The 22,243-nt window shown below is 59.8% G+C and carries 22 protein-coding genes and 1 pseudogene; 13 read left to right on the top strand and 10 right to left on the bottom strand.

Annotation, left to right across the window (positions count from 1 at the left end):
* Nucleotides 1-9: 9 nt before the first annotated feature.
* The gene (pyrE, locus tag ACIF4X_RS24965; RefSeq protein ID WP_008078597.1) at nucleotides 10-654 is read left to right on the top strand and encodes an orotate phosphoribosyltransferase; all 645 of its coding nucleotides are present in this window, start codon (nucleotides 10-12) and stop codon (nucleotides 652-654) included.
* Nucleotides 655-837: 183 nt separating this feature from the next.
* Here pyrE and argB read toward each other — a convergent pair whose 3' ends face one another.
* The 4 genes and pseudogenes from argB to coaBC form a co-directional block, all read right to left on the bottom strand.
* Nucleotides 838-1,743 (bottom strand): acetylglutamate kinase, encoded by a 906-nt coding sequence (gene argB / locus ACIF4X_RS24960; protein ID WP_003229488.1) that lies wholly within the window; start codon nucleotides 1,741-1,743, stop codon nucleotides 838-840.
* A 17-nt stretch (nucleotides 1,744-1,760) separates the two neighbouring features.
* A pseudogene (locus ACIF4X_RS24955) lies at nucleotides 1,761-3,137 on the bottom strand (phosphomannomutase/phosphoglucomutase); the annotation flags it as partial.
* Nucleotides 3,138-3,453: 316 nt separating this feature from the next.
* Nucleotides 3,454-3,909 (bottom strand): dUTP diphosphatase, encoded by a 456-nt coding sequence (gene dut / locus ACIF4X_RS24950; RefSeq protein WP_016772550.1) that lies wholly within the window; start codon nucleotides 3,907-3,909, stop codon nucleotides 3,454-3,456.
* A gap of 5 nt (nucleotides 3,910-3,914) precedes the next feature.
* Nucleotides 3,915-5,123 (bottom strand): bifunctional phosphopantothenoylcysteine decarboxylase/phosphopantothenate--cysteine ligase CoaBC, encoded by a 1,209-nt coding sequence (gene coaBC, locus ACIF4X_RS24945; RefSeq protein ID WP_095119812.1) that lies wholly within the window; start codon nucleotides 5,121-5,123, stop codon nucleotides 3,915-3,917.
* 135 nt (nucleotides 5,124-5,258) lie between these two features.
* Between coaBC and radC the strand changes: the two genes are divergently transcribed.
* The gene (radC, locus tag ACIF4X_RS24940) at nucleotides 5,259-5,933 is read left to right on the top strand and encodes a DNA repair protein RadC (RefSeq protein WP_397484129.1); all 675 of its coding nucleotides are present in this window, start codon (nucleotides 5,259-5,261) and stop codon (nucleotides 5,931-5,933) included.
* Nucleotides 5,934-6,039: 106 nt separating this feature from the next.
* Here radC and ACIF4X_RS24935 read toward each other — a convergent pair whose 3' ends face one another.
* Nucleotides 6,040-7,626, bottom strand: coding sequence for an ABC transporter substrate-binding protein (locus ACIF4X_RS24935; protein WP_397484128.1), 1,587 nt, complete (start codon nucleotides 7,624-7,626; stop codon nucleotides 6,040-6,042).
* A gap of 448 nt (nucleotides 7,627-8,074) precedes the next feature.
* Here ACIF4X_RS24935 and rpmB point away from each other — a divergent pair, with 448 nt between their 5' ends.
* A complete protein-coding gene (rpmB, locus tag ACIF4X_RS24930; protein ID WP_397484127.1) occupies nucleotides 8,075-8,314 on the top strand; it encodes a 50S ribosomal protein L28 in 240 nt (79 codons plus the stop codon).
* 11 nt (nucleotides 8,315-8,325) lie between these two features.
* Nucleotides 8,326-8,481 carry a 50S ribosomal protein L33 gene (gene rpmG / locus ACIF4X_RS24925; protein WP_003177274.1) on the top strand — a complete coding sequence of 52 codons (156 nt, stop codon included), beginning with the start codon at nucleotides 8,326-8,328 and terminating at the stop codon, nucleotides 8,479-8,481.
* A 90-nt stretch (nucleotides 8,482-8,571) separates the two neighbouring features.
* On the opposite strand, the gene ACIF4X_RS24920 is transcribed toward rpmG, so the two are convergent.
* Nucleotides 8,572-8,934 (bottom strand): cupin domain-containing protein, encoded by a 363-nt coding sequence (locus tag ACIF4X_RS24920; protein WP_397484126.1) that lies wholly within the window; start codon nucleotides 8,932-8,934, stop codon nucleotides 8,572-8,574.
* Between the two features lie 237 nt (nucleotides 8,935-9,171).
* On the opposite strand from ACIF4X_RS24920, the gene ACIF4X_RS24915 reads away from it, so the two are divergent.
* Together ACIF4X_RS24915 and ACIF4X_RS24910 are read left to right on the top strand one after the other, a co-directional pair.
* On the top strand, nucleotides 9,172-10,665 hold the full coding sequence (locus tag ACIF4X_RS24915) for an aldehyde dehydrogenase (protein WP_099757512.1): 1,494 nt from the start codon (nucleotides 9,172-9,174) through the stop codon (nucleotides 10,663-10,665).
* 188 nt (nucleotides 10,666-10,853) lie between these two features.
* Entirely contained in the window at nucleotides 10,854-11,999 is a 1,146-nt protein-coding gene (locus ACIF4X_RS24910) for an MFS transporter (RefSeq protein ID WP_397484125.1), read from the top strand.
* Nucleotides 12,000-12,085: 86 nt separating this feature from the next.
* Here the strand turns inward: ACIF4X_RS24910 and ACIF4X_RS24905 are convergent, their stop codons facing one another.
* Both ACIF4X_RS24905 and ACIF4X_RS24900 read right to left on the bottom strand, forming a co-directional pair.
* Nucleotides 12,086-13,654 (bottom strand): phospholipase D family protein, encoded by a 1,569-nt coding sequence (locus ACIF4X_RS24905; RefSeq protein WP_397484124.1) that lies wholly within the window; start codon nucleotides 13,652-13,654, stop codon nucleotides 12,086-12,088.
* Nucleotides 13,655-13,714: 60 nt separating this feature from the next.
* A complete protein-coding gene (locus ACIF4X_RS24900; RefSeq protein ID WP_397484123.1) occupies nucleotides 13,715-15,136 on the bottom strand; it encodes a PLP-dependent aminotransferase family protein in 1,422 nt (473 codons plus the stop codon).
* A 179-nt stretch (nucleotides 15,137-15,315) separates the two neighbouring features.
* On the opposite strand from ACIF4X_RS24900, the gene ACIF4X_RS24895 reads away from it, so the two are divergent.
* Nucleotides 15,316-15,561, top strand: a complete 246-nt coding sequence (locus ACIF4X_RS24895) for a DUF1127 domain-containing protein (RefSeq protein WP_397484122.1) — start codon at nucleotides 15,316-15,318, stop codon at nucleotides 15,559-15,561.
* 38 nt (nucleotides 15,562-15,599) lie between these two features.
* On the opposite strand, the gene ACIF4X_RS24890 is transcribed toward ACIF4X_RS24895, so the two are convergent.
* A complete protein-coding gene (locus ACIF4X_RS24890) occupies nucleotides 15,600-16,910 on the bottom strand; it encodes an NAD(P)/FAD-dependent oxidoreductase (protein ID WP_397484121.1) in 1,311 nt (436 codons plus the stop codon).
* A 148-nt stretch (nucleotides 16,911-17,058) separates the two neighbouring features.
* Between ACIF4X_RS24890 and ACIF4X_RS24885 the strand changes: the two genes are divergently transcribed.
* Complete coding sequence (locus ACIF4X_RS24885) at nucleotides 17,059-17,412, top strand: YkgJ family cysteine cluster protein (protein WP_397484130.1); 354 nt, start codon at nucleotides 17,059-17,061, stop codon at nucleotides 17,410-17,412.
* Nucleotides 17,413-17,553: 141 nt separating this feature from the next.
* Here ACIF4X_RS24885 and ACIF4X_RS24880 read toward each other — a convergent pair whose 3' ends face one another.
* Nucleotides 17,554-18,042: an Lrp/AsnC ligand binding domain-containing protein gene (locus ACIF4X_RS24880; protein WP_003177284.1), complete on the bottom strand. Its 489-nt coding sequence runs from the start codon at nucleotides 18,040-18,042 to the stop codon at nucleotides 17,554-17,556.
* A gap of 155 nt (nucleotides 18,043-18,197) precedes the next feature.
* On the opposite strand from ACIF4X_RS24880, the gene dadA reads away from it, so the two are divergent.
* The 5 genes from dadA to ACIF4X_RS24855 all read left to right on the top strand — a co-directional run bounded on the left by dadA (nucleotide 18,198) and on the right by ACIF4X_RS24855 (nucleotide 22,230).
* Complete coding sequence (gene dadA, locus ACIF4X_RS24875; RefSeq protein WP_397484120.1) at nucleotides 18,198-19,502, top strand: D-amino acid dehydrogenase; 1,305 nt, start codon at nucleotides 18,198-18,200, stop codon at nucleotides 19,500-19,502.
* Complete coding sequence (locus ACIF4X_RS24870; RefSeq protein WP_034152045.1) at nucleotides 19,474-19,827, top strand: RidA family protein; 354 nt, start codon at nucleotides 19,474-19,476, stop codon at nucleotides 19,825-19,827. Before dadA ends, ACIF4X_RS24870 begins: the two co-directional genes overlap by 29 nt.
* A gap of 94 nt (nucleotides 19,828-19,921) precedes the next feature.
* Nucleotides 19,922-20,995, top strand: coding sequence for an alanine racemase (alr, locus tag ACIF4X_RS24865; protein WP_397484119.1), 1,074 nt, complete (start codon nucleotides 19,922-19,924; stop codon nucleotides 20,993-20,995).
* A gap of 88 nt (nucleotides 20,996-21,083) precedes the next feature.
* The gene (locus ACIF4X_RS24860; protein ID WP_025112726.1) at nucleotides 21,084-21,632 is read left to right on the top strand and encodes a cupin domain-containing protein; all 549 of its coding nucleotides are present in this window, start codon (nucleotides 21,084-21,086) and stop codon (nucleotides 21,630-21,632) included.
* Nucleotides 21,633-21,813: 181 nt separating this feature from the next.
* A complete protein-coding gene (locus ACIF4X_RS24855) occupies nucleotides 21,814-22,230 on the top strand; it encodes a cytochrome c5 family protein (protein ID WP_194936471.1) in 417 nt (138 codons plus the stop codon).
* The last annotated feature ends 13 nt before the right edge of the window (nucleotides 22,231-22,243 follow it).

The raw sequence follows: 22,243 nt of genomic DNA, 5'->3' as shown, positions 1-22,243 counted from the left end.
GTTTTTTTCATGCAAGCGTATCAGCGCGATTTTATTCGTTTTGCCATCGATCGCGGCGTTTTGCGCTTCGGTGAGTTCACCCTGAAGTCCGGGCGCACCAGTCCTTACTTCTTCAATGCCGGCCTGTTCAACTCGGGTTCGGCCCTGGCGCAGCTGGGGCGTTTCTACGCGGCAGCCATCGCCGAAAGCGGCATTCCCTTCGACGTTCTGTTTGGCCCGGCCTACAAAGGCATTCCATTGGCGGCGACCACAGCCGTGGCGCTGGCCGAGCATCACGACCGTGACCTGCCATGGTGCTTTAACCGCAAGGAAGCCAAGGCCCACGGCGAAGGCGGTAGCCTGGTAGGCGCGCCGCTGACTGGCGATGTGCTGATCATTGATGACGTGATCACGGCCGGTACGGCAATCCGCGAAGTGATGCAGATCATCGCTTCCCAGGACGGTGCCAAGGCTGCGGGCGTGCTGATTGCGTTGAACCGTCAGGAGCGTGGCAACGGCGAGTTGTCGGCCATTCAGGAAGTCGAGCGCGATTTCGGTATCCCGGTGATCAGCATTGTTTCGCTGAACCAGGTGCTGGAATTCCTCGCTGACGATCCACAGCTCAAGCAACACTTGCCAGCCGTGGAAGCCTATCGCGCGCAGTTCGGCGTCTGACACAACTTCTCTGTAGGAGCTGCCGAAGGCTGCGATCTTTTGATTTTGGCATTTGCGAGCAAGATCAAAAGATCGCAGCCTTCGGCAGCTCCTACACAGGAGAGGTTCAGAACTCTGAGGTTGCAGGCAAAAAAAGACCCCGCTCAGTCAGGCTGAGCGGGGTCTTTTTATTTGCGCTACGGCTTAAGGACGCTTGCGGTTGCTGATCAGCGTGCCCACACCGGTGTCGGTGAAGATTTCCAGCAGGATCGCATTCGGTACACGGCCGTCGATGATCAACGAGCTGCCAACGCCGCCCTGAACTGCTTCCAGCGCGCAACGGATCTTTGGCAGCATGCCGCCGTAGATGGTGCCATCGGCAATCAGATCGTCGACCTGTTGGGTGCTCAGGCCGGTCAATACGGTGCCCGACTTGTCCATCAAACCGGCGATGTTGGTCAGCAGCATCAGCTTCTCGGCTTTCAGCGCTTCGGCGACTTTACCGGCGACCAGGTCAGCGTTGATGTTGTACGACTCGCCATTTTCACCGACGCCGATCGGCGCAATTACCGGGATGAAGTTGCCTTTGACCAGCAGGTTCAGCAGTTCGGTATTGATCCCGACCACTTCGCCGACCTGACCGATGTCGATGATTTCCGGTTGAGTCATCTCCGGCGTCTGGCGGGTCACGGTGAGCTTCTTCGCACGGATCAGCCCGGCGTCTTTACCGGTCAGGCCAATGGCGCTGCCGCCGTGACGGTTGATCAGGTTGACGATGCTTTTGTTGACCTGACCGCCCAAGACCATTTCGACCACGTCCATGGTCGCCGCGTCGGTGACGCGCATGCCGTCGACGAAGTGGCTCTCGATCGACAGGCGCTTGAGCAGATCACCGATCTGCGGGCCGCCACCGTGCACGACTACCGGGTTGATGCCCACGGCTTTCATCAAGACGATGTCGCGGGCAAAGCCGGTTTTCAGCTCCTCGCTTTCCATCGCGTTGCCGCCGTATTTGATCACCAGAGTCTTGCCGACATAGCGTCGGATGTAAGGCAACGCTTCGGACAGGACCTGGGCGGTATGGGCGGCGGCTTCGCGTTCGAGGGTCATTCAGGGCTCCGGGTGGATCAGAACGGTAGTTGGAGATCAGGTGCAACGCGTTTCAATTGGGCGTGGAACACGTCCTTGATGCGCTGTAATTCAGCCTCGTCATCGGCCTCGAAACGCAGCACCAGCACCGGTGTGGTGTTGGATGCGCGCACCAGGCCCCAGCCTTTGGCGTAATCAACTCGCACGCCGTCGATGGTGGTCAGGTCAGCGCCTGCGCCCCACTGTGCGTCGTGCAGAGCATCAATGATGCTGAATTTGCTCTCTTCGGTCACATGGATATTGATTTCCGGCGTAGAAATATCGTTCGGGAAGGTCGCAAACAGCTCTTCCGCAGTGGATTTTTCCTTGCTGAGGATCTCCAGCAGCCGTGCGGCGCTGTAGATGCCGTCGTCGAAACCGAACCAGCGCTCCTTGAAGAAAATGTGCCCGCTCATTTCACCGGCCAATAGCGCACCGGATTGTTTCATTTTCTTTTTGATCAACGAATGGCCGGTCTTCCACATTAGCGGGCGACCGCCGTATTCCTTGATCAACGGCACCAGACGACGGGTGCATTTGACGTCGAAGATGATTTCCGCGTCCGGGTTGCGCGCGACCACGTCACGGGCGAACAGCATCAGCAGGCGATCCGGGTAGACGATGCCGCCGGTGTTGGTCACCACGCCGACGCGGTCGCCGTCGCCGTCGAAGGCCAGGCCGATATCGGCGTTGGTTTCCTTGACCTTGGCGATCAGGTCGACAAGGTTCTCAGGCTTGCCCGGATCCGGGTGATGGTTGGGGAAGTTGCCATCGACCTCGCAGAACAGCGGGATCACTTCGCAGTTCAGCGCTTCGATCAGTTGCGGGGCGATCACGCCGGCCGCGCCATTGCCGCAGTCGACCACGACCTTCATGCGCCGGGCCAGTTTGATGTCCTGGACAATTTCGGTGTTGTAGCGGTCGAGGATTTCGACCTGAGTGACGCTGCCCGTGCCGCTGCTCAAATTGTTGGTCTTGAGGCGTTCATGCAGGGCCTGGATCTGTTCGTTGGCGAGGGTGTCGCCGGCGATGACGATCTTGAAACCGTTGTAGTTCGACGGGTTGTGGCTACCGGTGAGCATCACCCCGGATTTACCGGCCAGCACGTTGGCGGCGTAGTACAGCGCCGGCGTCGGCACCAGGCCAACGTCGCTGACGTGGCAGCCGCTTTCGGCGATACCGCGGATCAGCTCGGCAACCAGCTCCGGGCCGGACAAGCGGCCGTCGCGACCGACGGACACATTCGGCTCGCCTTGCGCCAGGCTCTGCGAACCGATGGCGCGGCCAATCCAGTAAGCGGTTTCGGCATTGAGGAATTCCGGCACGGTGCCGCGAATGTCATAGGCGCGGAAAATGCTGTCGGGCAGCTTCGGGGCGATCTTGGCTGGGGTGCTCATCTACGGAAATGCTCCATCTCGAAAGTGGCGGGACAGACCGACGAATCGTTCGACGGCAGGCTCAAACTGAAGGGTATGACGGCGATTTCCACAGAGAGTTCGTGGTGTGAAAGGGCCATGACGCCTCGGCTGGCGTGGCTTTCGGCCGGCAAAACCTTGATTTACGGTGTTAAACCTATCAGCTGATCTGCCTGAAATTTTCCCCTGTAGGAGCTGCAGAAGGCTGCGATCTTTTGATTTTGTTTTTGAAGAATCAAGATCAAAAGATCGCAGCCTGCGGCAGCTCCTGCATGGGTTATTTGGTGCCGGTATGGCCAAACCCGCCGGTGCCGCGTTCGGTTTCGACGAACTCTTCGACCATTTCGAAATGCGCCTGCACCACCGGTACCAGCACCAGTTGCGCCAGACGTTCGCCGACGGTCATGGTGAAATCGCTCTGGCCGCGGTTCCAGCACGACACCATCAGCGGGCCCTGGTAGTCGGAGTCGATCAGGCCGACGAGGTTGCCCAGCACGATGCCGTGCTTATGGCCCATGCCCGAGCGCGGCAGGATCAGCGCGGCGAGGTTCGGGTCGCCGATGTAAACCGACAGACCGGTCGGAATCAGTACGGTTTCACCCGGTTTGATCACGATGTCCTGTTCCAGCATGGCGCGCAGGTCGAGGCCGGCGGAGCCTGGCGTGGCGTATTGCGGCAGCGGGAATTCGGTGCCGATGCGTGGGTCGAGGATCTTGGCTTGCAAAGCGTGCATGTAAATTAAACCTGGTTCAGACGTTCGGCGATAAAAGTGACCAGTTGGCGAGCGATCTTGCTCTTGCTGGTCTGGGCGAAAACCGTGGCGTGCAGCGCACGGTCAATCACGCTGCAGGCGTTTTCTTCGCTGTTGAAACCGATGCTCGGGTTGGCAACGTCGTTGGCGACGATCAAATCGAGATTCTTGTCCTTCAGCTTGCGTGCAGCGTAGTCGAGCAGGTGTTCGGTCTCGGCGGCAAAGCCGACACTGAACGGACGGTCGGGACGGGTCGCGATGGTGGCCAGAATGTCTGGATTGCGCACCATTTGCAGGACGAAGCCGTCGCCGCTCGTAGGATCCTTCTTCAATTTCTGCGGGGCAACGACTTCCGGGCGGTAATCCGCGACCGCCGCCGAAGCGATGAACACGTCGCACGGGATCGCTGATTCGCAAGCCGCGAGCATGTCGCGGGCGCTGACCACGTCGATACGCGTGACACGATCCGGGGTCGGCAGGTGTACCGGCCCGCTGATCAGCGTCACACGGGCGCCGGCTTCCACGGCCGCTTCAGCGAGGGCAAAGCCCATTTTTCCGGAGCTGTGGTTGGTGATGTAGCGCACCGGGTCAATATTTTCCTGGGTCGGGCCGGCGGTAATGACCACGTGCTTGCCGGTCAGTGCCTGACGCTGGAAGCAGTCCGCTGCGCATTGCGCCAGATCGGTGGCTTCCATCATGCGGCCCATGCCGACATCGCCGCAGGCCTGACTGCCCGAGGCCGGGCCGAAGGTTTTCAGGCCACGGCTTTCCAGAAGTTGCAGGTTGGCCTGGGTCGCCGGGTCGCGCCACATCGCCTGATTCATTGCCGGAGCGACAGCCACGACGGCGTCGGTGGCCAGCACCAGGGTGGTCAGCAAATCATTGGCAATGCCTTGCGCCAGACGTGCGAGCAGGTCGGCGGTGGCGGGGGCAATCAGCACCAGATCGGCCCACTTGGCCAGCTCGATGTGGCCCATCGCGGCTTCGGCGGCCGGGTCGAGCAAATCGAGGTGCACCGGGTGGCCGGACAAGGCCTGCATGGTCAGCGGGGTGATGAATTCGGCGCCGCCATGGGTCATGACCACGCGCACTTCAGCGCCCTGATCGATCAGGCGACGAACCAGATCGGCGCTCTTGTAGGCCGCGATGCCCCCGCCGACGCCCAGAACGATGCGTTTCCGATACAGCCGCTGCATAGGTCTGCCTTTCATTTCGTGGGTGACATACGTGGCGACCCCCCCTCCCCAGAGTGAGTTCGCCCGCAAAAAAGATGGGCTAAGATATCACAGCGACCGCTACGGAACAGCGGCGCCCACAGACAGGGAAGTGCTATGAGTATTCGTGATTGGCCTGCGGCGGAACGCCCGCGGGAGAAGCTACTGGAACAGGGCTCGGGAAGCCTTTCCGATGCCGAATTGCTGGCGATTTTTCTACGCACCGGGGTCTCCGGAAAAAGCGCGGTGGATCTGGCGCGACATCTGTTGAACCAGTTCGGCAGCCTGCGGGTTTTGCTCGAAGCTGATCTGACGGCGTTCAGCGAACAATTGGGCCTCGGTCCGGCAAAATATGCCCAACTGCAGGCGGTGCTGGAAATGGCGCGGCGGCATCTGGCCGAACGCATGCGCAAGAAGCCGGCGCTGGAGAATCCGCAGGTCGTGCGCGATTACCTCAAGGCGATGCTTCGACATGAGCCCCATGAGGTGTTCGGCTGTCTGTTCCTCGATTCAAAGCATCAGGTACTGAATTTCGAGGCGCTGTTTCGCGGTTCGATCGACAACACCAGTGTGCATCCCCGTGAGGTGGTGAAGCGATCGTTGGCCAACAACGCAGCGGCGGTGATCCTGTGCCACAACCACCCGTCGGGTAGCACCGATCCCAGCCAGGCAGATCGGCTGCTGACCAAACGCTTGCAAAAGGCGCTGGAGCTGATTGATGTTCGGGTGCTCGATCACTTCATCATCGGCGATGGTGAGCCGTTGTCGATGGCGGAGTGTGGCTGGATGTAATTTTCTCCGACCTAATCCCTGTAGGAGCTGCCGCAGGCTGCGATCTTTTGATCTTAAAAAACAAAATCAAAAGATCGCAGCCTGCGGCAGCTCCTACAGGGGCAGGTTATTTGAGGTTGACCTTGGAGTAGTCCTGGCGGCCGAACGGGCTTACCGAATAACCCTGCACGTCTTTACGCGTCAGTGCATAGGCAGTCGGGTGCGCCAGCGGCAGCCACAACGCTTGCTGCTGAATCTGTGTCTGCGCCTGTTCGTACAGCTTGGTGCGCACGCCTTGTTCGCTGGTGGTCTTGCCGGCGCTGATCAGCTTGTCCAGATCGGCATTGCAGTACCGCGCGAAGTTGGTGCCGGACTTGACCGCGGCGCAGGAAAACTGCGGCGTAAGGAAATTGTCCGGGTCGCCATTGTCACCGGCCCAGCCCATGAACAGCAGGTCATGCTCGCCAGCTTTGGCGCGACGAATCAATTCGCCCCATTCGATCACGCGGATTTCTGCCTGAATGCCGATTTCCGCCAGATCCGATTGCAGCATTTGCGCACCGAGGCTTGGATTCGGGTTCAGCAGGCTGCCTGACGGGCGCGTCCAGATCGTGGTCTGGAAGCCGTCCTTTAAACCGGCCTTGGCCATCAGCGCCCTGGCTTTGGCGACATCGTGCGGGTAACCCGGCAGACTCTTCGCGTAACTCCAGGTGTTCGGCGGATAAGGGCCATTGGCCGCCTCTGCGGTGTCTTCAAACACAGCCTTGATGTAGTTGGCCTTGTCGAAGGCGAGGTTGATTGCCTGACGCACTTCCGGCTTGTCCAGTGGCGGATGCTGACTGTTGATGCCGACGAATGCGGTCATGAACGCGTCAGTCTTTTCGACTTTCAGTGTCGGCTCTTTCAGCGCGGCCTGTACGTCGAGTGGTTTCGGCGACAGGGCGATCTGGCATTCGTTGCGCCGCAGTTTCTGCAGGCGCACGTTGGCGTCCGGGGTGATGGCGAAGATCAACGGATCGACCGCAGGTTTGCCACCAAAGTAGTCCGGGTTGGCCTTATAGCGGATCGCCGCGTCTTTCTGGAAACGGTTGAAGACAAACGGGCCGGTACCAATCGGCTGGCTGTTGAGCTTGTCGGTCGCGCCGGCCTTCATCAGCTTGTCGGCGTATTCGGCGGAGTAGATCGAAGCGAAGCCCATGCTCAGAGTCGCCAGGAACGTCGAATCCGGATGATCAAGAGTGAAGCGCACGGTGAGCGGATCAAGTGCGTCGATCTTCTTGATCAGTGCCGGCAACTGCATCGACTGCGCATGCGGGAAGCCACTTTGGGCGACTTTGTGCCACGAGTTGGCCGGGTCGAGCATGCGGTCGAAGCTGAACTTGACGTCTTCGGCGGTCAGCTCACGGCTCGGCTTGAAGTAGTCGGTCGTGTGAAACTTCACCTGCGGATGCAGCTTGAACACGTAAGTCAGACCGTCGGTGCTGACTTCCCAGCTGTCGGCCAGGCTCGGCACGACTTTGCCGCTGGCGGTATCAAAATCCACCAGGCGGTTCATCAGCACGTCGGCCGAAGCGTTGGTGGTGGTCAGCGAGTTGTATTGCACCACATCGAACCCTTCAGGGCTGGCCTCGGTGCAGACGCTCAGCGCGGCGGCCTGGGCCAGGGGGCTCAGCAAGAGCGGGGCGAGCAACAGGGATAGGGCAGCGAGGCGCATGGTCGGTTTCCTTTTACAGATCGAAGGCCCATCTGCGAGTGCAGTCTGGAAAAGGCCTACCCTAGAGGTCTGGATTACAAATGACTATCCCCTTTTTGCATTTTCGGGGCACAGTAATGGCGGTTTTTCAGACGGTGTGACGCAGCCAAAAGTCTTAATCGCCCGCAAAGGTGGTTTTCTGCGACGAGTGGTAAAAATCGATGCCAGCCTTTATCCAAGGCGTTCGCAGGCTGAAAAAGCGCCTTTTTGTGGATTGATTGCACACCGAATGTTGTTGCACCCCGGTCTTTCTGGTATAAAGCAGCGCTCTTTTCTAGGGGCCCGGTTCCTTCACTGTAGGTGTAGCCGGTAAGACCTCTAAAGAAACGCGGCGCCTGGCGCCAAATGACTGAGAGATTAAGCGGCCAACCCATGCCGGGTTGGGCATGTGGTTTTAGAGGGCTGAGGCATGTCGAGAGTATGTCAAGTTACCGGTAAGGGTCCGGTGACAGTGACTGGGAATAACATTTCCCACGCAAACAACAAAACCCGTCGTCGTTTCCTGCCGAACCTGCAGCATCACCGCTTCTGGGTTGAAGAAGAGAAACGTTTTGTGCGTCTGCGCGTATCTGCCAAAGGCATGCGTATCATCGACAAGCGTGGCATCACTGTCGTGCTCGCCGAACTTCGCCGCGATGGCAAGATTTAAGGGAGCTAATCATGCGTGAATTGATTCGTTTGATCTCGAGCGCCGGTACTGGTCACTTCTACACTACCGACAAGAACAAGCGTACTACCCCGGACAAAATCGAGATCAAGAAATATGATCCGGTTGTTCGCAAGCACGTGATCTACAAGGAAGGCAAAATCAAGTAATTGATTTTTCCCGACTTACAAAAAAGGCCCGTATCTCACGATACGGGCCTTTTTTGTTGCCTCGGGCTTCTGCGTTGTCTGCGAAAATCCTCAAGCCTTCTGTTCGAAAATCACATAGATCTTGCGGCAAGCCTCAAGCACTTCCCAGGTGCCACGAAACCCTGCCGGAATCACAAAGCGGTCGCCCACACGCAACGTCTTGGCATTGCCATCGCCATCTCGCAGCACCGAAACCCCCTGCAAAATCTCGCAGTACTCATGCTCGGTGTAGTTCACTGTCCATTGGCCCACCGCACCTTCCCACACGCCGACGCCCATTTGCCCACAAGGACTGTCGTATTGATGAAACACCGCTTGTTCAGGATCACCCTTCAGCACTTTGGCCGGGTCCGGGCGATAGCGTTCGGCTTCGCTGCTGGTCAGGCTGATGTCGACGACGTTCTGGATGTTCATTGTTGTTTTCTCCCGTAATGACGGCGCGATGGTTGGAATGGGCGAAAGTCTATGTTTATTAAAATGAACACCGCAAGGCCGTATAGCGCGCTTATGTCAAATATATTGAAACAACCCCGGCCGCTGGTTTAGGGTGGCGGATGCCATGGGCCGAAATGCAGGCTGGCCGGGCAGAATTTTTGAGGACGCTGGCGAAGATCGTACGGCGCTCGTATTCAACAAGAGGAGGACACTTAAATGACCACCCTGACTCGTGCCGACTGGGAACAACGCGCCCGCGATCTGAAGATCGAAGGCCGCGCCTACCTCAATGGCGAATACACCGACGCCGTCTCCGGCGAGACCTTCGAGTGCATCAGCCCGGTCGATGGCCGTCTGCTCGGCAAGATTGCCAGCTGTGATGCCGCCGACGCTCAGCGCGCCGTGGAAAATGCCCGCGCTACCTTCAATTCCGGCGTCTGGTCGCGCCTGGCGCCGACCAAACGCAAAGCCACCATGATCCGTTTTGCCGGCCTGCTGAAGCAGCACGCCGAAGAACTGGCCCTGCTCGAAACTCTCGACATGGGCAAGCCGATCAGCGATTCGCTGTACATCGACGTTCCGGGCGCGGCGCAAGCGCTGAGCTGGAGCGGTGAAGCGATCGACAAGATTTACGACGAAGTCGCCGCGACGCCGCACGATCAACTGGGTCTGGTGACCCGCGAGCCAGTGGGCGTGGTCGGCGCCATCGTGCCGTGGAACTTCCCATTAATGATGGCCTGCTGGAAACTCGGGCCGGCATTGTCGACCGGTAACTCGGTGATCCTCAAGCCGTCGGAAAAATCCCCGTTGACCGCCATCCGCATCGCTGCGCTGGCTGTTGAAGCCGGTATTCCGAAAGGCGTGCTCAACGTGCTGCCGGGCTACGGTCACACCGTCGGCAAGGCGCTGGCCCTGCACAACGACGTCGATACGCTGGTGTTTACCGGTTCGACCAAGATCGCCAAGCAACTGATGATCTACTCCGGCGAATCGAACATGAAACGCGTCTGGCTGGAAGCCGGTGGCAAGAGTCCGAACATCGTCTTTGCCGATGCGCCGGATCTGCAAGCCGCCGCCGAATCCGCCGCCAGCGCCATCGCCTTCAACCAGGGCGAAGTCTGCACCGCCGGCTCACGTCTGCTGGTCGAGCGTTCGATCAAGGACACCTTCCTGCCGATGGTGATTGAGGCGCTGAAAGCCTGGAAACCGGGCAATCCGCTGGACCCGGCGACCAATGTCGGTGCACTGGTGGATACGCAGCAGATGAATACCGTGCTGTCGTACATCGAATCCGGTCACACCGATGGCGCCAAATTGGTCGCCGGCGGCAAGCGCATCCTGCAGGAAACCGGTGGCACCTACGTCGAGCCAACGATTTTCGACGGCGTGAGCAACGCGATGAAGATCGCTCAGGAAGAGATCTTCGGGCCGGTACTGTCGGTTATCGCCTTCGATACTGCCGAGGAAGCTATCCAGATCGCCAACGACACGCCTTACGGTTTGGCCGCTGCGGTCTGGACCCAGGACATCTCCAAGGCACACCTGACCGCCAAGGCTCTGCGTGCCGGCAGCGTGTGGGTCAACCAGTACGATGGCGGCGACATGACCGCGCCGTTTGGCGGCTTCAAGCAGTCGGGCAACGGTCGCGACAAGTCGCTGCACGCGTTCGACAAGTACACCGAGCTGAAGGCGACGTGGATCAAACTGTAAGCCGCTGAAGGGAGCCTGATTCAACCAGGCTCCCGAACCAGACAGAGATTCCCTGTGGGAGCGAGCCTGCTCGCGAAAGCGGAGTATCAGTCAGCAGACCTGCTGAATGTGAAACCGTATTCGCGAGCAAGCTCGCTCCCACATTGGTTTTGTGGTGCACATAAAAATAATCCACAGGAGCGTGGAACATGCGGTGGGCGACGTATTTCGCCGTGTTGGCGTCTGTCTTGAGTGTCGGCCTGGCCCTGGGGGTCAGCATGCCGTTGGTGTCGTTGCGCCTGGAGGGTTGGGGTTACGGCTCTTTCGCCATCGGTGTGATGGCGGCGATGCCGGCGATTGGCGTGTTGTTGGGCGCGAAAATTTCCAGTCATCTGGCGGCACGCTTCGGCACGGCCAACCTGATGCGCCTGTGCCTGTGGGCTGGAGCGCTGTCCATCGGCCTGCTGGCGCTGTTGCCGAGCTACCCGATCTGGCTGGTATTGCGCCTGATGATCGGCGTGATCCTGACCATCGTGTTCATCCTCGGCGAGAGCTGGATCAATCAACTGGTGGTCGAAAACTGGCGTGGCCGATTGGTGGCGCTGTATGGCAGCAGTTATGCGTTGAGCCAGCTCTGCGGCCCGTTACTCTTGGGCGCGCTGGGCACCGAGCATGATTACGGTTTCTGGGTCGGCGTCGGCCTGCTGCTGGTTTCGCCATTGTTGCTGTTGGGCCGCAGCGGTGCACCAAGCAGCCAAGCGAGCAGCGTAACGTTTCGCGACTTGTGGGGATTCGCTCGTGAGCTGCCGGCGATTGCCTGGGCGGTTTCATTGTTCGCCGCGTTCGAGGCGATGATCCTGACGCTGCTGCCGGTGTATTGCCTGCAGCAGGGTTTTACTGCCGAGATTGCACTGGCGATGGTCAGCACGGTGGTGGTGGGCGATGCGCTGCTGCAATTGCCGATTGGCGCGTTGGCCGATTACCTGTCGCGGCGCACGTTATTCGCCGGTTGCGCCGTGGTGTTGATGCTGTCGAGTCTGGCGATTCCAATGTTGCTCGACACGCTGCTGATCTGGCCGCTTTGGGTGTTGTTCGGGGCGAGTGCCGGCGGACTGTTTACGCTGTCACTGATCCTGATTGGCGAGCGTTATCGAGACGATGCGCTGGTGCGGGCGAACGCTCACATTGCGCAGTTGTGGGGTGTAGGTTGTCTGATCGGGCCGCTTGCGGCGGGGGCAGGCAGTCAGTGGATCAACGGGCATGCGTTGCCGTTGTTGATGGCGATCGGCGCGTTTGGGTTGGTTGTGCTTCTTTTGCGTCAGGGTGCGTTTGGCCCAGTGACCGAGCCTGCGTAGGTCAAAAGATCGCAGCCTTCGGCAGCTCCTACAGTTGAAATGCATTCCTCCAGTAGGAGCTGCCGAAGGCTGCGATCTTTTGCTGTTTACAGCATCCGCTCAAGGCCAACGGTGGTGCTGAACCACGCATTGAAGCGTCGCCACCAACTCCCTGGTTCTTTGCTCAGCGTATGCATCTGGCCGTTATCCTCGGTCACCCAGACAATCTGTCCGTTCTCCAGTTTCGCCTGGTAACTCAACGCGGGCGCCATACCTTGCAAGGCCAATTCACGCACATGCTCGGCCAACTCCGGGCTGTCAACCAACACCCCGACTTCGGTGTTCCACAGTACCGAGCGCGGGTCGAAGTTGAACGAGCCGATAAACGATTTCTGCCGGTCGAAAATCATCGCCTTGCTGTGCAGGCTTGAATCCGAGCCACGAAACGACTTGCTGTAAAACACATGCGGGCCACTGCCGTAGTTATCCCCAGGCTGGCGCCGTAGCTCATACAACTTCACGCCGTGCTCCAGCAGTGCTTTGCGATACGGCGCATAACCGCCGTGCACCGCCGGCACGTCGGTGGCTTCCAGCGCGTTGGTCAGCAGGCTCACTGCAACCCCTGCATCGGCGCGACCCGTCAAGTACACCAGCCCTGGTTGGCCGGGCACGAAGTACGCCGAAATCATGATCAGCTCTTTGCTCACGCCTCTGAGCTCGGGTGCCAGTTGCGTGGTCAGCAGCAATTGCGGATCCGGCTCACCCTTGGCCAAGACCTTGCTCGGCGCATCCCACAACGCCTGATTCCATGCCCAGATCAGTTCTTTGCGCCAGATGTCCATGCGCGGCGCGGTCTTGAACGTCATGAGCTGCTGATAGAGCGCGTGATTCTGTTTACGGGTGTCTTCCAGCGATTCTTCCAGGCGGGTGCGGGTGTTCTGCAGATCCTTGGCGGTCGGTTGGCTGGAGAGGAATTCATCGATCGGCTTGCTCAGCGCGCTGTTCCAGTACTGGTCGAAACTGTGCCCGAGTTGCTCGGCGACCGGCCCGACACTGAGCATGTCGATGTCGGTGAAATTCAGGTTCGGCTCGGCGTCGAAATACTCGTCACCGAGATTGCGCCCGCCAACGATGGCCACGCTGTTATCCGCCAGCCACAGCTTGTTGTGCATGCGCCGATGCTGCAGCGACAGATTGAACAAGCGCCCCGCCGCGCGGGTGACGCCGGTGCTACGGCCCAGATGCAGCGGGTTGAACAGGCGAATCTGGATCTGCGGATGCGCCGCGAGTGTCGCGATGATCTGGTCGAGGCCATCGCTGGTGGTGTCGTCGAGCAGGATGCGCACGCGCACGCCGCGATCAGCGGCCTTGAGCAGTTCCTCCACAAGCATCCGCGTACTGATGCCGTCGTGGACGATGTAGTACTGCAGATCGAGGCTGGTCTGGGCGTTGCGGATCAGTTCGGCGCGCGCGGTGAACGCCTCACTGCTGTTGGACAGCAGGCGAAAACCCGAGCGGCCTTGATAGGGCGCCGCTTGTGCCTGAATCGAACGACCGAAGCTGGAATCGGAAGCCGGCAACGCCTGACTGGGTTCACGCGGAACATCGAGACTGGCGCAGCCGCTCAGGAACGAGGCGAGTAACAGCAAAGCGAGTAGGGGCTGTTTGAAGCTCACGTAGGATCATTCCAGTTGGCGGCAAGGGTCGGCATATGGACGCGGTTCTCTGGAAAAAAGTCAGTCGGCTTCTGCCAGCAATCTGACAGCCGTCTCGCCGACTTTGCGCACCGCCTCTTCGATCTGCGCTGTCGGTTTGGCAGCGTAGTTCATCCGCAGGCAATTGCGGTATTTGCCCGAGGCGGAAAAGATGCTGCCGACGGCAATCTGTACGCCTTGGTCGTGCAACTCACGATTGAGTTTCAAGGTGTCGAAACCTTCCGGCAATTCGACCCACAACATGAAGCTGCCTTGCGGCCGACTGGCGCGCGTACCTGCCGGGAAATAGCGGGTCACCCAGTCGATCATCAGGTCGCGACTGCGCTGGTATTGCGTGCGCATCCGCCGCAAATGCGGTTCGAAATGCCCGGCCTTGAGAAATTCGGCGATGGCGATCTGCGGCTGTGGCGCGGTCGAACCGGTGCTGATGTATTTCATGTGCAGCACGCGCTCCAAGTAGCGGCCCGGGGCGACCCAGCCAATCCGCAGCCCCGGCGCCAGGGTTTTGGAAAACGAGCTGCACAGCAATACGCGGCCGTCTTCGTCAAAAGATTTGATCGTGCGTGGTCGCGGGTAGGTGTAGGCCAGTTCGCCATACACATCGTCCTCGATGATCGCCACGTCGAAGCGCTGCGCGAGGTTGAGCAGGGCGCGTTTGCGCGACTCCGGCATGATGTAGCCGAGCGGGTTGTTACAGTTCGGGGTGAGCTGGATGACCTTGATCGGCCATTGTTCCAGCGCCAGCTCCAGGGCTTCGAGGCTGATGCCGGTGAGGGGATCGGTGGGGATTTCCAGGGCTTTCATGCCCAGGCCTTTGAGGGTCTGCATGGCGCCGTGAAAGCTTGGCGAGTCCACCGCGACAATGTCGCCCGGCTCGCAGATCGCGTGGATGCTGGTGGACAGCGCTTCATGGCAACCGGTGGTGACGACCAGGTCGCTGGCGCTCAACTGGCAGCCGGAGTCGAGCATCAGTCGGGCGATCTGCTCACGCAGTTCGAGGGTGCCGTGGATGTTGTCGTAATACAGACCGGGCATGTCCTGACGGCGGCTGATCCGCGCCAGCCCACGCAGCAGTGGCTTCATCGTTGGCGAGCTGATGTCGGGCATGCCGCGACCCAGTTGCACGACATCCTTGCGCGGCACGGCGCGAATCAACTCCAGCACCTGATCCCATTGCGAAATCTCCACTGGCCGTTGCGCCGGACGGCCGATGGCGGGCAGCTCCGGCAGTTCACGGCCGACCGGCACAAAGTAGCCGGATTTGGGTTTCGGCGTGGCCAGACCGCTGTCTTCCAGCATGCGATAAGCCTGTTGCACCGTGCTCAGGCTGACCCCGTGTTCGACGCTCAAGGCACGTACAGACGGCAACCGATCGCCGGGTCGATAGAAGCCGTTTTCGATGCGCGTGCCGAGCAATTCGGCGAGGTTTACATAAAGGGTCATGGCACTGCCTCGGTGCGGGTGATTCGATAAACCAGTACAGATGTGGCAAAAATCGACAATTCAGTCTTCAAAGCGGCAAATCTGTATGGAGTTAATACAGTCGCTTTGAATCTGTAATGGTTTAGCTCGCCCGCGCATCATGGAATCTCTGGCTACCCAAGTAAACAGGAGCATTGAAAATGAACGGCTTGAGCGATGTGCGGCTGACGTTACACAGTCAGGAACTGGCGGCAGGGCAAAAGGACAGTGCGCGCAATGAGATTCTGCGTAATCCGCCGTCCGGCCTGAGTCGCTGGAGCTTGCTGTGGCATCGTCTGCACACGCGCAGGGCGTTGCTGGCGCTGACGGCGGATCAGCTCAAGGATATCGGGCTGACGCGTGAACAGGCGCTGGAGGAGGGATTGAAGCCGTTCTGGCGGATCTGACAACCGATCGTTCCCACGCTCTGCGTGGGAACGATCAATCAAACCAACTCTTTAAGGCGATGCCACAACATTCCCAACGCCAACAGCGGCGAACGCAAATGCTTGCCGCCCGGGAAAGTGATGTGCGGCACCTTGGCAAACAGATCAAAGCCACCGCTGTGCTGCCCGCTGATCGCCTCGGCCAGCAACTTGCCTGCCAGGTGCGTGGCGTTTACCCCGTGTCCGGAATACGCCTGGGCGTAATACACATTCGGCTGATCCGCGAGCCGGCCGATCTGCGGCAAGCGGTTGGCGCCGATGCCGATCATGCCGCCCCACTGAAAGTCGATTTTCGCCCCGGCCAACTGCGGGAAAACCTCGAGCATCTTCGGCTGCATGTACGCGGCGATGTCTTTGGGATCACGCCCCGAGTAATGGCAGGCGCCACCAAAAAGCAAACGACGATCCGCCGAGAGCCGGTAGTAATCCAGGGCGACACGCTGGTCACAGACCGCCATGTTCTGCGGCAACAGGTTGTGCGCCTGCTCTTCGCTCAACGGCTCGGTGGCGATGATGTAGCTGCCGGCGGGCAGGACTTTGCCGCTGAGTTGTGGATTCAGGCCATTGAGATAGGCATTGCAGCCGAGGACCAGCGTCTTCGCCCGCACTGAGCCTTGGGCCGTGTGGACTTTGACTTCGGGGCCGTAATCGATATGCGTCACCACCGAGTGTTCAAACAGTTTGACGCCCAATTGCTGCGCCGCGGTGGCTTCGCCGAGGGCCAGATTGAGCGGATGCAGATGCCCGGATCCCATGTCGATCAAACCACCGACATAGCGCTTGGAACCGACCACCGTGTGCATTTCGTGGGCTTGCAGCAAACGGGTTTCGTAACGATAACCGAGGCCACGCAATTCTTCGGCGTCCTCGGCAAAGCCCTCAAGGTCGGCGGGTTTGTTGGCGAGGTCGCAGTAGCCCCAGGTGAGGTCGCAGGCAATCTGAAAACGCTCGACGCGCTGGCGGACGATTTCCACTGCTTCCAGGCCCATCAGTTTCATCTCGCGCACACCGTCGGCGCCGATGACGTTGGTGAACTGATCGAGGCCATGCCCGACCCCGCGAATAAGCTGTCCACCATTGCGACCGCTGGCGCCCCAGCCGATCTTGTGTGCTTCCAGCAACACCACGCTGAGGCCACGTTCGGCCAGTTCCAGCGCCGTGTTCAACCCGGAAAAGCCGCCGCCAACCACGCAGACGTCGGCAATCACTTCACCGTGCAGCAGCGGATGATCCGGCTGCGGCAAGCTGCTGGCGGCGTAATAAGAGGCAACGTGGGGTTGGCTCGCGGGGGTGTGGGCGCGGGCAGTCATGGGCGTCATCCAACGGCTAAGGTGTCGAGAAAATTTGACGGAGCATAAGCCGCGCGCCCGAACGTGGGCAACACTGGTCGGCCTGCAGTGTCTGGATCAAGGCTTTTGCGGCACAATTGCCGCCTATTTCACCTTGGTTACCGTTTCGATGAGCTGCAACAGCCAGACAGTCCGCAACTTGCGCCAGCAGATCCCCTCGTTCGAGTGCGTGCCCGGCTGCCACGATTGCTGCGGGCCGGTGACCACCTCGCCGGAAGAAATGTCCCGCCTGCCGCGCAAGACCCGCGCCGAGCAGGATGCGGCGATGGAGGAGCTGAACTGTGTGCATCTGGGGCCCAATGGCTGCACGGTGTATGAGGAGCGGCCGTTGATTTGCCGGTTGTTTGGTACGACCAAGACTTTGCCTTGCCCGAATGAGCGGCGGCCGGTGGAGCTGATTCATCCGCGGGTCGAGAAGCAAATCTTCGAGTACATGGCGGCGAATCGGCAGGTGTTGGTGTGAAGCGTTCACTTGGAACCGAGTCGACGCCATCGCTGGCAAGCCAGCTCCCACAGGTTCGGCGTCGAGCGGAAATTTTGTGAACACCCGCAATCACTGTGGGAGTTGGCTTGCCAGCGATGGGGCTTTCAGGCACCACACATCTCAGTCTGGAATGGGAAGGCTCAGGCTCTCCTTCACCTCTTCCATCACGATATAACTCTTCGACTCCCGCACATGCGGCAGCTTCAGCAGAATGTCGCCCAGCAGCTTGCGGTACGAGGCCATCTCGGAAATCCGCGCCTTCACCAGATAGTCGAAATCCCCTGACACCAAATGGCATTCCAGCACGTGCGGCAATTTCAGTACCGCGCGGCGGAACTCTTCGAAAGTGTCGCCGGATTTGTAGTCGAGGCTGATCTCGACGAACACCAGCAAGCTACCCTTCAAGTGCTGCGGATTCAGCCGGGCGTTGTAGCCCATGATGATCCCTTCGCGCTCCAGACGCCGAACCCGCTCGGTGCACGGCGTGGTGGAGAGGCCGACCTTTTCGCCGAGTTCGGTAAAGGAAATCCGTCCGTCCGCCTGCAGGATCCGCAAAATGTTGCGGTCGATCTTGTCCAGCTCACGTTTGGTCTGAGTGTTGGTACGCATAGGGGATGCGCCTCCGTGAAAAGGGTTTTTGCCGAGAATTGTCGCCAAATATAGGCGCTTATATAGTGAAAAGCACTGGCATTTCTTTTTTACACTGCGCGCATCATTGCTCTAACAACAGACGTGCGCGGCCCTGCCGCGATGAGGGATACAAAATGCGTGTAATGGTCTTGGGTAGCGGCGTCATCGGTACCGCCAGTGCTTACTATCTGGCCCGTGCCGGGTTTGAAGTGGTGGTGGTCGACCGGCAGCCTGCTGCGGCCATGGAGACCAGTTTCGCCAACGCCGGCCAGGTGTCGCCGGGCTACGCCTCGCCGTGGGCTGCGCCGGGCGTGCCGCTCAAGGCGATCAAGTGGCTGCTGCAGCGCCACGCCCCTCTCGCGATCAAGGCCACCGCCGACATCGATCAGTACCTGTGGATGGCGCAGATGCTGCGCAACTGCACCGCCAACCGTTACGCGGTGAACAAGGAGCGCATGGTCCGCCTGTCCGAGTACAGCCGCGACTGCCTCGACGAATTGCGCGCCGAAACCGGCATTACCTATGAAGGCCGCAGCCTCGGTACGACTCAGTTGTTCCGCACTCAGGCGCAGCTTGATGGCGCCGCCAAAGACATCGCCGTGCTGAAAGAATCCGGCGTGCCGTTTGAAGTCCTCGACCGTGCCGGTATTGCCCGCGTCGAACCGGCACTGGCCAACGTCACCGACATACTCGCCGGTGCCCTGCGCCTGCCGAACGACCAGACTGGCGACTGCCAGATGTTCACCACGCGTCTCGCTGAAATGGCGGTGAAACTCGGTGTCGAATTCCGCTTCGGCCAAGACATTCAGAAACTCGACTACGCCGGTGATCGCATCAACGGCGTGTGGATCGACGGCAAGCTGGAAACCGCCGACCGCTACGTGCTGGCGCTCGGCAGCTACTCGCCGCAACTGCTCAAGCCGCTCGGCATCAAGGCCCCGGTGTATCCGCTCAAGGGTTACTCGTTGACCGTGCCGATCACCAATCCGGCAATGGCCCCGACGTCGACCATTCTCGACGAGACCTACAAGGTCGCAATCACCCGTTTCGACAACCGCATCCGCGTTGGCGGCATGGCCGAGATCGCCGGTTTTGACCTGTCGCTGAACCCGCGTCGCCGCGAAACCCTGGAGATGATCGTCAACGACCTTTATCCTCAGGGCGGCAATCTGGCCGAGGCGAGTTTCTGGACCGGCCTGCGTCCGACCACCCCGGACGGCACGCCGATCGTTGGCGCCACGCCGTTCAAGAACCTGTTCCTCAACACCGGCCACGGCACGCTCGGTTGGACCATGGCATGCGGTTCCGGTCGTTTGCTGGCCGACCTGATGGCGAAGAAAAAGCCACAGATCAGCGCCGAAGGCCTCGATATTTCCCGTTATGGCAACAAAATTCAGGAGTCCGCAAAACATGTCAATCCAGCGCCAGCTCACCAATGAGCGCATGAGTCAGATCGTCAGCCACAACGGCACCGTGTATCTGGCGGGGCAGGTCGGCGACGACTTCGACGCCGGGATTGAACAGCAGACTCGCGACGTACTGGCCAATATCGAGCGCTTGCTTGATCTGGCCGGCACCGACAAACAGCACCTGTTGTCGGCGACGATTTACCTGAACGACATCGAAGCGCACTTTGCCGGGATGAACTCGGTGTGGGACCAGTGGCTGCCAAAAGGCGCTGCCCCGGCCCGTGCCACCGTCGAAGCGAAAATGGCCAAGCCGAGCATTCTGGTAGAAATCTCTATCGTCGCCGCGCTGCCGTAACCGCTGTAAAGATCCCTCTCCCGGCGCTGTTGGCGGTTCACGTCGTCAGTCGGCGCCGGTTTTTCTTCCCATGACCGCCTAGAAGTCTGCCGCCATGCGTCCTGCCCGTGCCCTGATCGACCTAGAAGCCCTGCGCCACAACTACCGAATTGCCCGCGAAGTCACCGGCGCCAAGGCGCTAGCGGTGATCAAGGCGGATGCCTACGGCCATGGCGCAGTGCGTTGCGCCCAAGCGCTGGAAGCCGAGGCCGACGGTTTTGCCGTCGCCTGCATCGAGGAGGCGCTGGAGCTGCGCGCTACTGGCGTTCGTGCGCCGGTGTTGTTGCTGGAAGGGATTTTCGAGGCCGATGAGCTTGCGTTGATCGTCGAACATGATTTCTGGACCGTGGTGCACTCGCTGTGGCAGCTCGAAGCGATCGAACAAGCAGCCCTGAGCAAGCCGATCACCGTGTGGCTGAAGCTCGATTCGGGCATGCACCGCGTTGGCCTGCATCCTAAGGATTATCTGGCGGCTTATCAGCGTCTGCTGGCCAGCGGCAAAGTGGCGAAAATCGTCTTGATGAGTCACTTCGCCCGCGCCGATGAGTTGCACGAGCAGAGCAGCGCCGATCAGGTAGCGGTGTTCGAAGCGGCGCGTCAGGGCCTGGCCGCTGAAATCAGCCTGCGCAACTCGCCGGCCGTGCTCGGTTGGCCACAGATTCACAGCGACTGGGTGCGCCCGGGCATCATGCTCTACGGCGCAACCCCGTTCGAAGAAGCCAACGCCGTGGCTGATCGTCTGCAACCGGTGATGACCCTGGAGTCGAAAGTCATCTGCGTCCGTGAACTGCCCGCTGGCGAGCCGATCGGCTACGGTGCCAAATTCATCACTGACAAACCGATGCGCATCGGCGTGGTCGCCATGGGTTACGCCGACGGCTACCCGCGTCAGGCGCCGACGGGCACGCCAGTGTTGGTGGCTGGCAAGCGCAGTCGCATTCTCGGTCGCGTGTCGATGGACATGCTCTGCATCGATCTCACCGACGTGCCGGAAGCCGACCTCGGTTCGACCGTCGAACTGTGGGGCAAAAACATCCTCGCCAGCGAAGTGGCGCAGTGGGCTGACACCATTCCGTACCAGATTTTCTGCAACCTTCGTCGAGTGCCAAGGCTCTATTCCGAGGGTTAAGGCCGCCGCGGGGGCCAAGTGTTGTAAATACTGAACGCTGTCGCCATGATAACGCTCAATATTCTTACAACATCAGGAGGCTCCCGCCTTGGACGTCGGTGAACGACTGCAATCGATCCGCAAGCTCAAAGGGCTTTCCCAGCGTGAACTCGCCAAACGCGCGGGCGTCACCAACAGCACCATTTCGATGATCGAAAAGAACAGCGTCAGCCCTTCGATCAGTTCGCTGAGGAAGGTACTGGGCGGCATCCCCATGTCCATGGTCGAGTTCTTTTCCGAAGAAATCCTGCAGGAAATCCCGACCCAGATCGTCTACAAGGCCAACGAGCTGATCGACATTTCCGACGGCGCCGTGACCATGAAACTGGTCGGCCGCGCGCACCCCAGCCGCGCCATCGCGTTCCTCAATGAAATCTATCCGCCGGGCGCCGATACCGGCGAAGAAATGCTCACCCATGAAGGCGAGGAAACCGGGATTCTGGTGGAAGGTCGTCTGGAACTGGTGGTGGGCCTGGAAACTTTTATTCTCGAAGCCGGCGACAGCTACTACTTTGAAAGTACCAAGCCGCACCGTTTTCGTAATCCGTTCGACTTGCCTGCGCGACTAATCAGCGCAGCCACGCCCGCGAATTTTTAACAAAGAGGTGCCAAGCCATGATGGCAAAGGCATCCGGAGAGTTTTTCTACCGTGCGGTATAACCCCTTCGACTATGGGGTTGTTTCAGTGTGGCGGGCTACCCGCTATACTTCCGCCCGCCTGCGAACCGTGGCCGCAGGCGTGAATAGCCACCATTGAGGGTGAACGCGTGAACCTAATTATGAAAATGCTGGCCGCACCAGCAACCGTACTGGCCCTCTGGGCTGTCAGCGCTCAAGCTGCGACGAATGACGACATTGCCAAGCGCCTCGAGCCTGTCGGCCAGGTGTGTGTGCAAGGGCAGGAATGCAAGGGGATGGAAGTGGCCGCTTCCGCAGGCGGCGGTGGCGGGGCGAAAACCCCGGATGAGGTGATTGCCAAGCATTGCAATGCTTGCCACGGTACGGGCCTGTTGGGCGCGCCGAAAATCGGTGACACCGCAGCCTGGAAAGAACGCGCCGATCACCAGGGCGGCCTCGACGGGATCCTCGCCAAAGCCATCACCGGCATCAACTCCATGCCGCCAAAAGGCACCTGCGCCGATTGCTCGGATGCCGAGCTCAAAGGCGCGATCGAGAAGATGTCCGGCCTGAAATAAGGCGTGCATCTGA

The organism is Pseudomonas sp. NPDC085632, assembly GCF_044541255.1.
Taxonomy (GTDB): domain Bacteria; phylum Pseudomonadota; class Gammaproteobacteria; order Pseudomonadales; family Pseudomonadaceae; genus Aquipseudomonas.
This window is presented reverse-complemented; position numbering and strand designations above follow the sequence as displayed.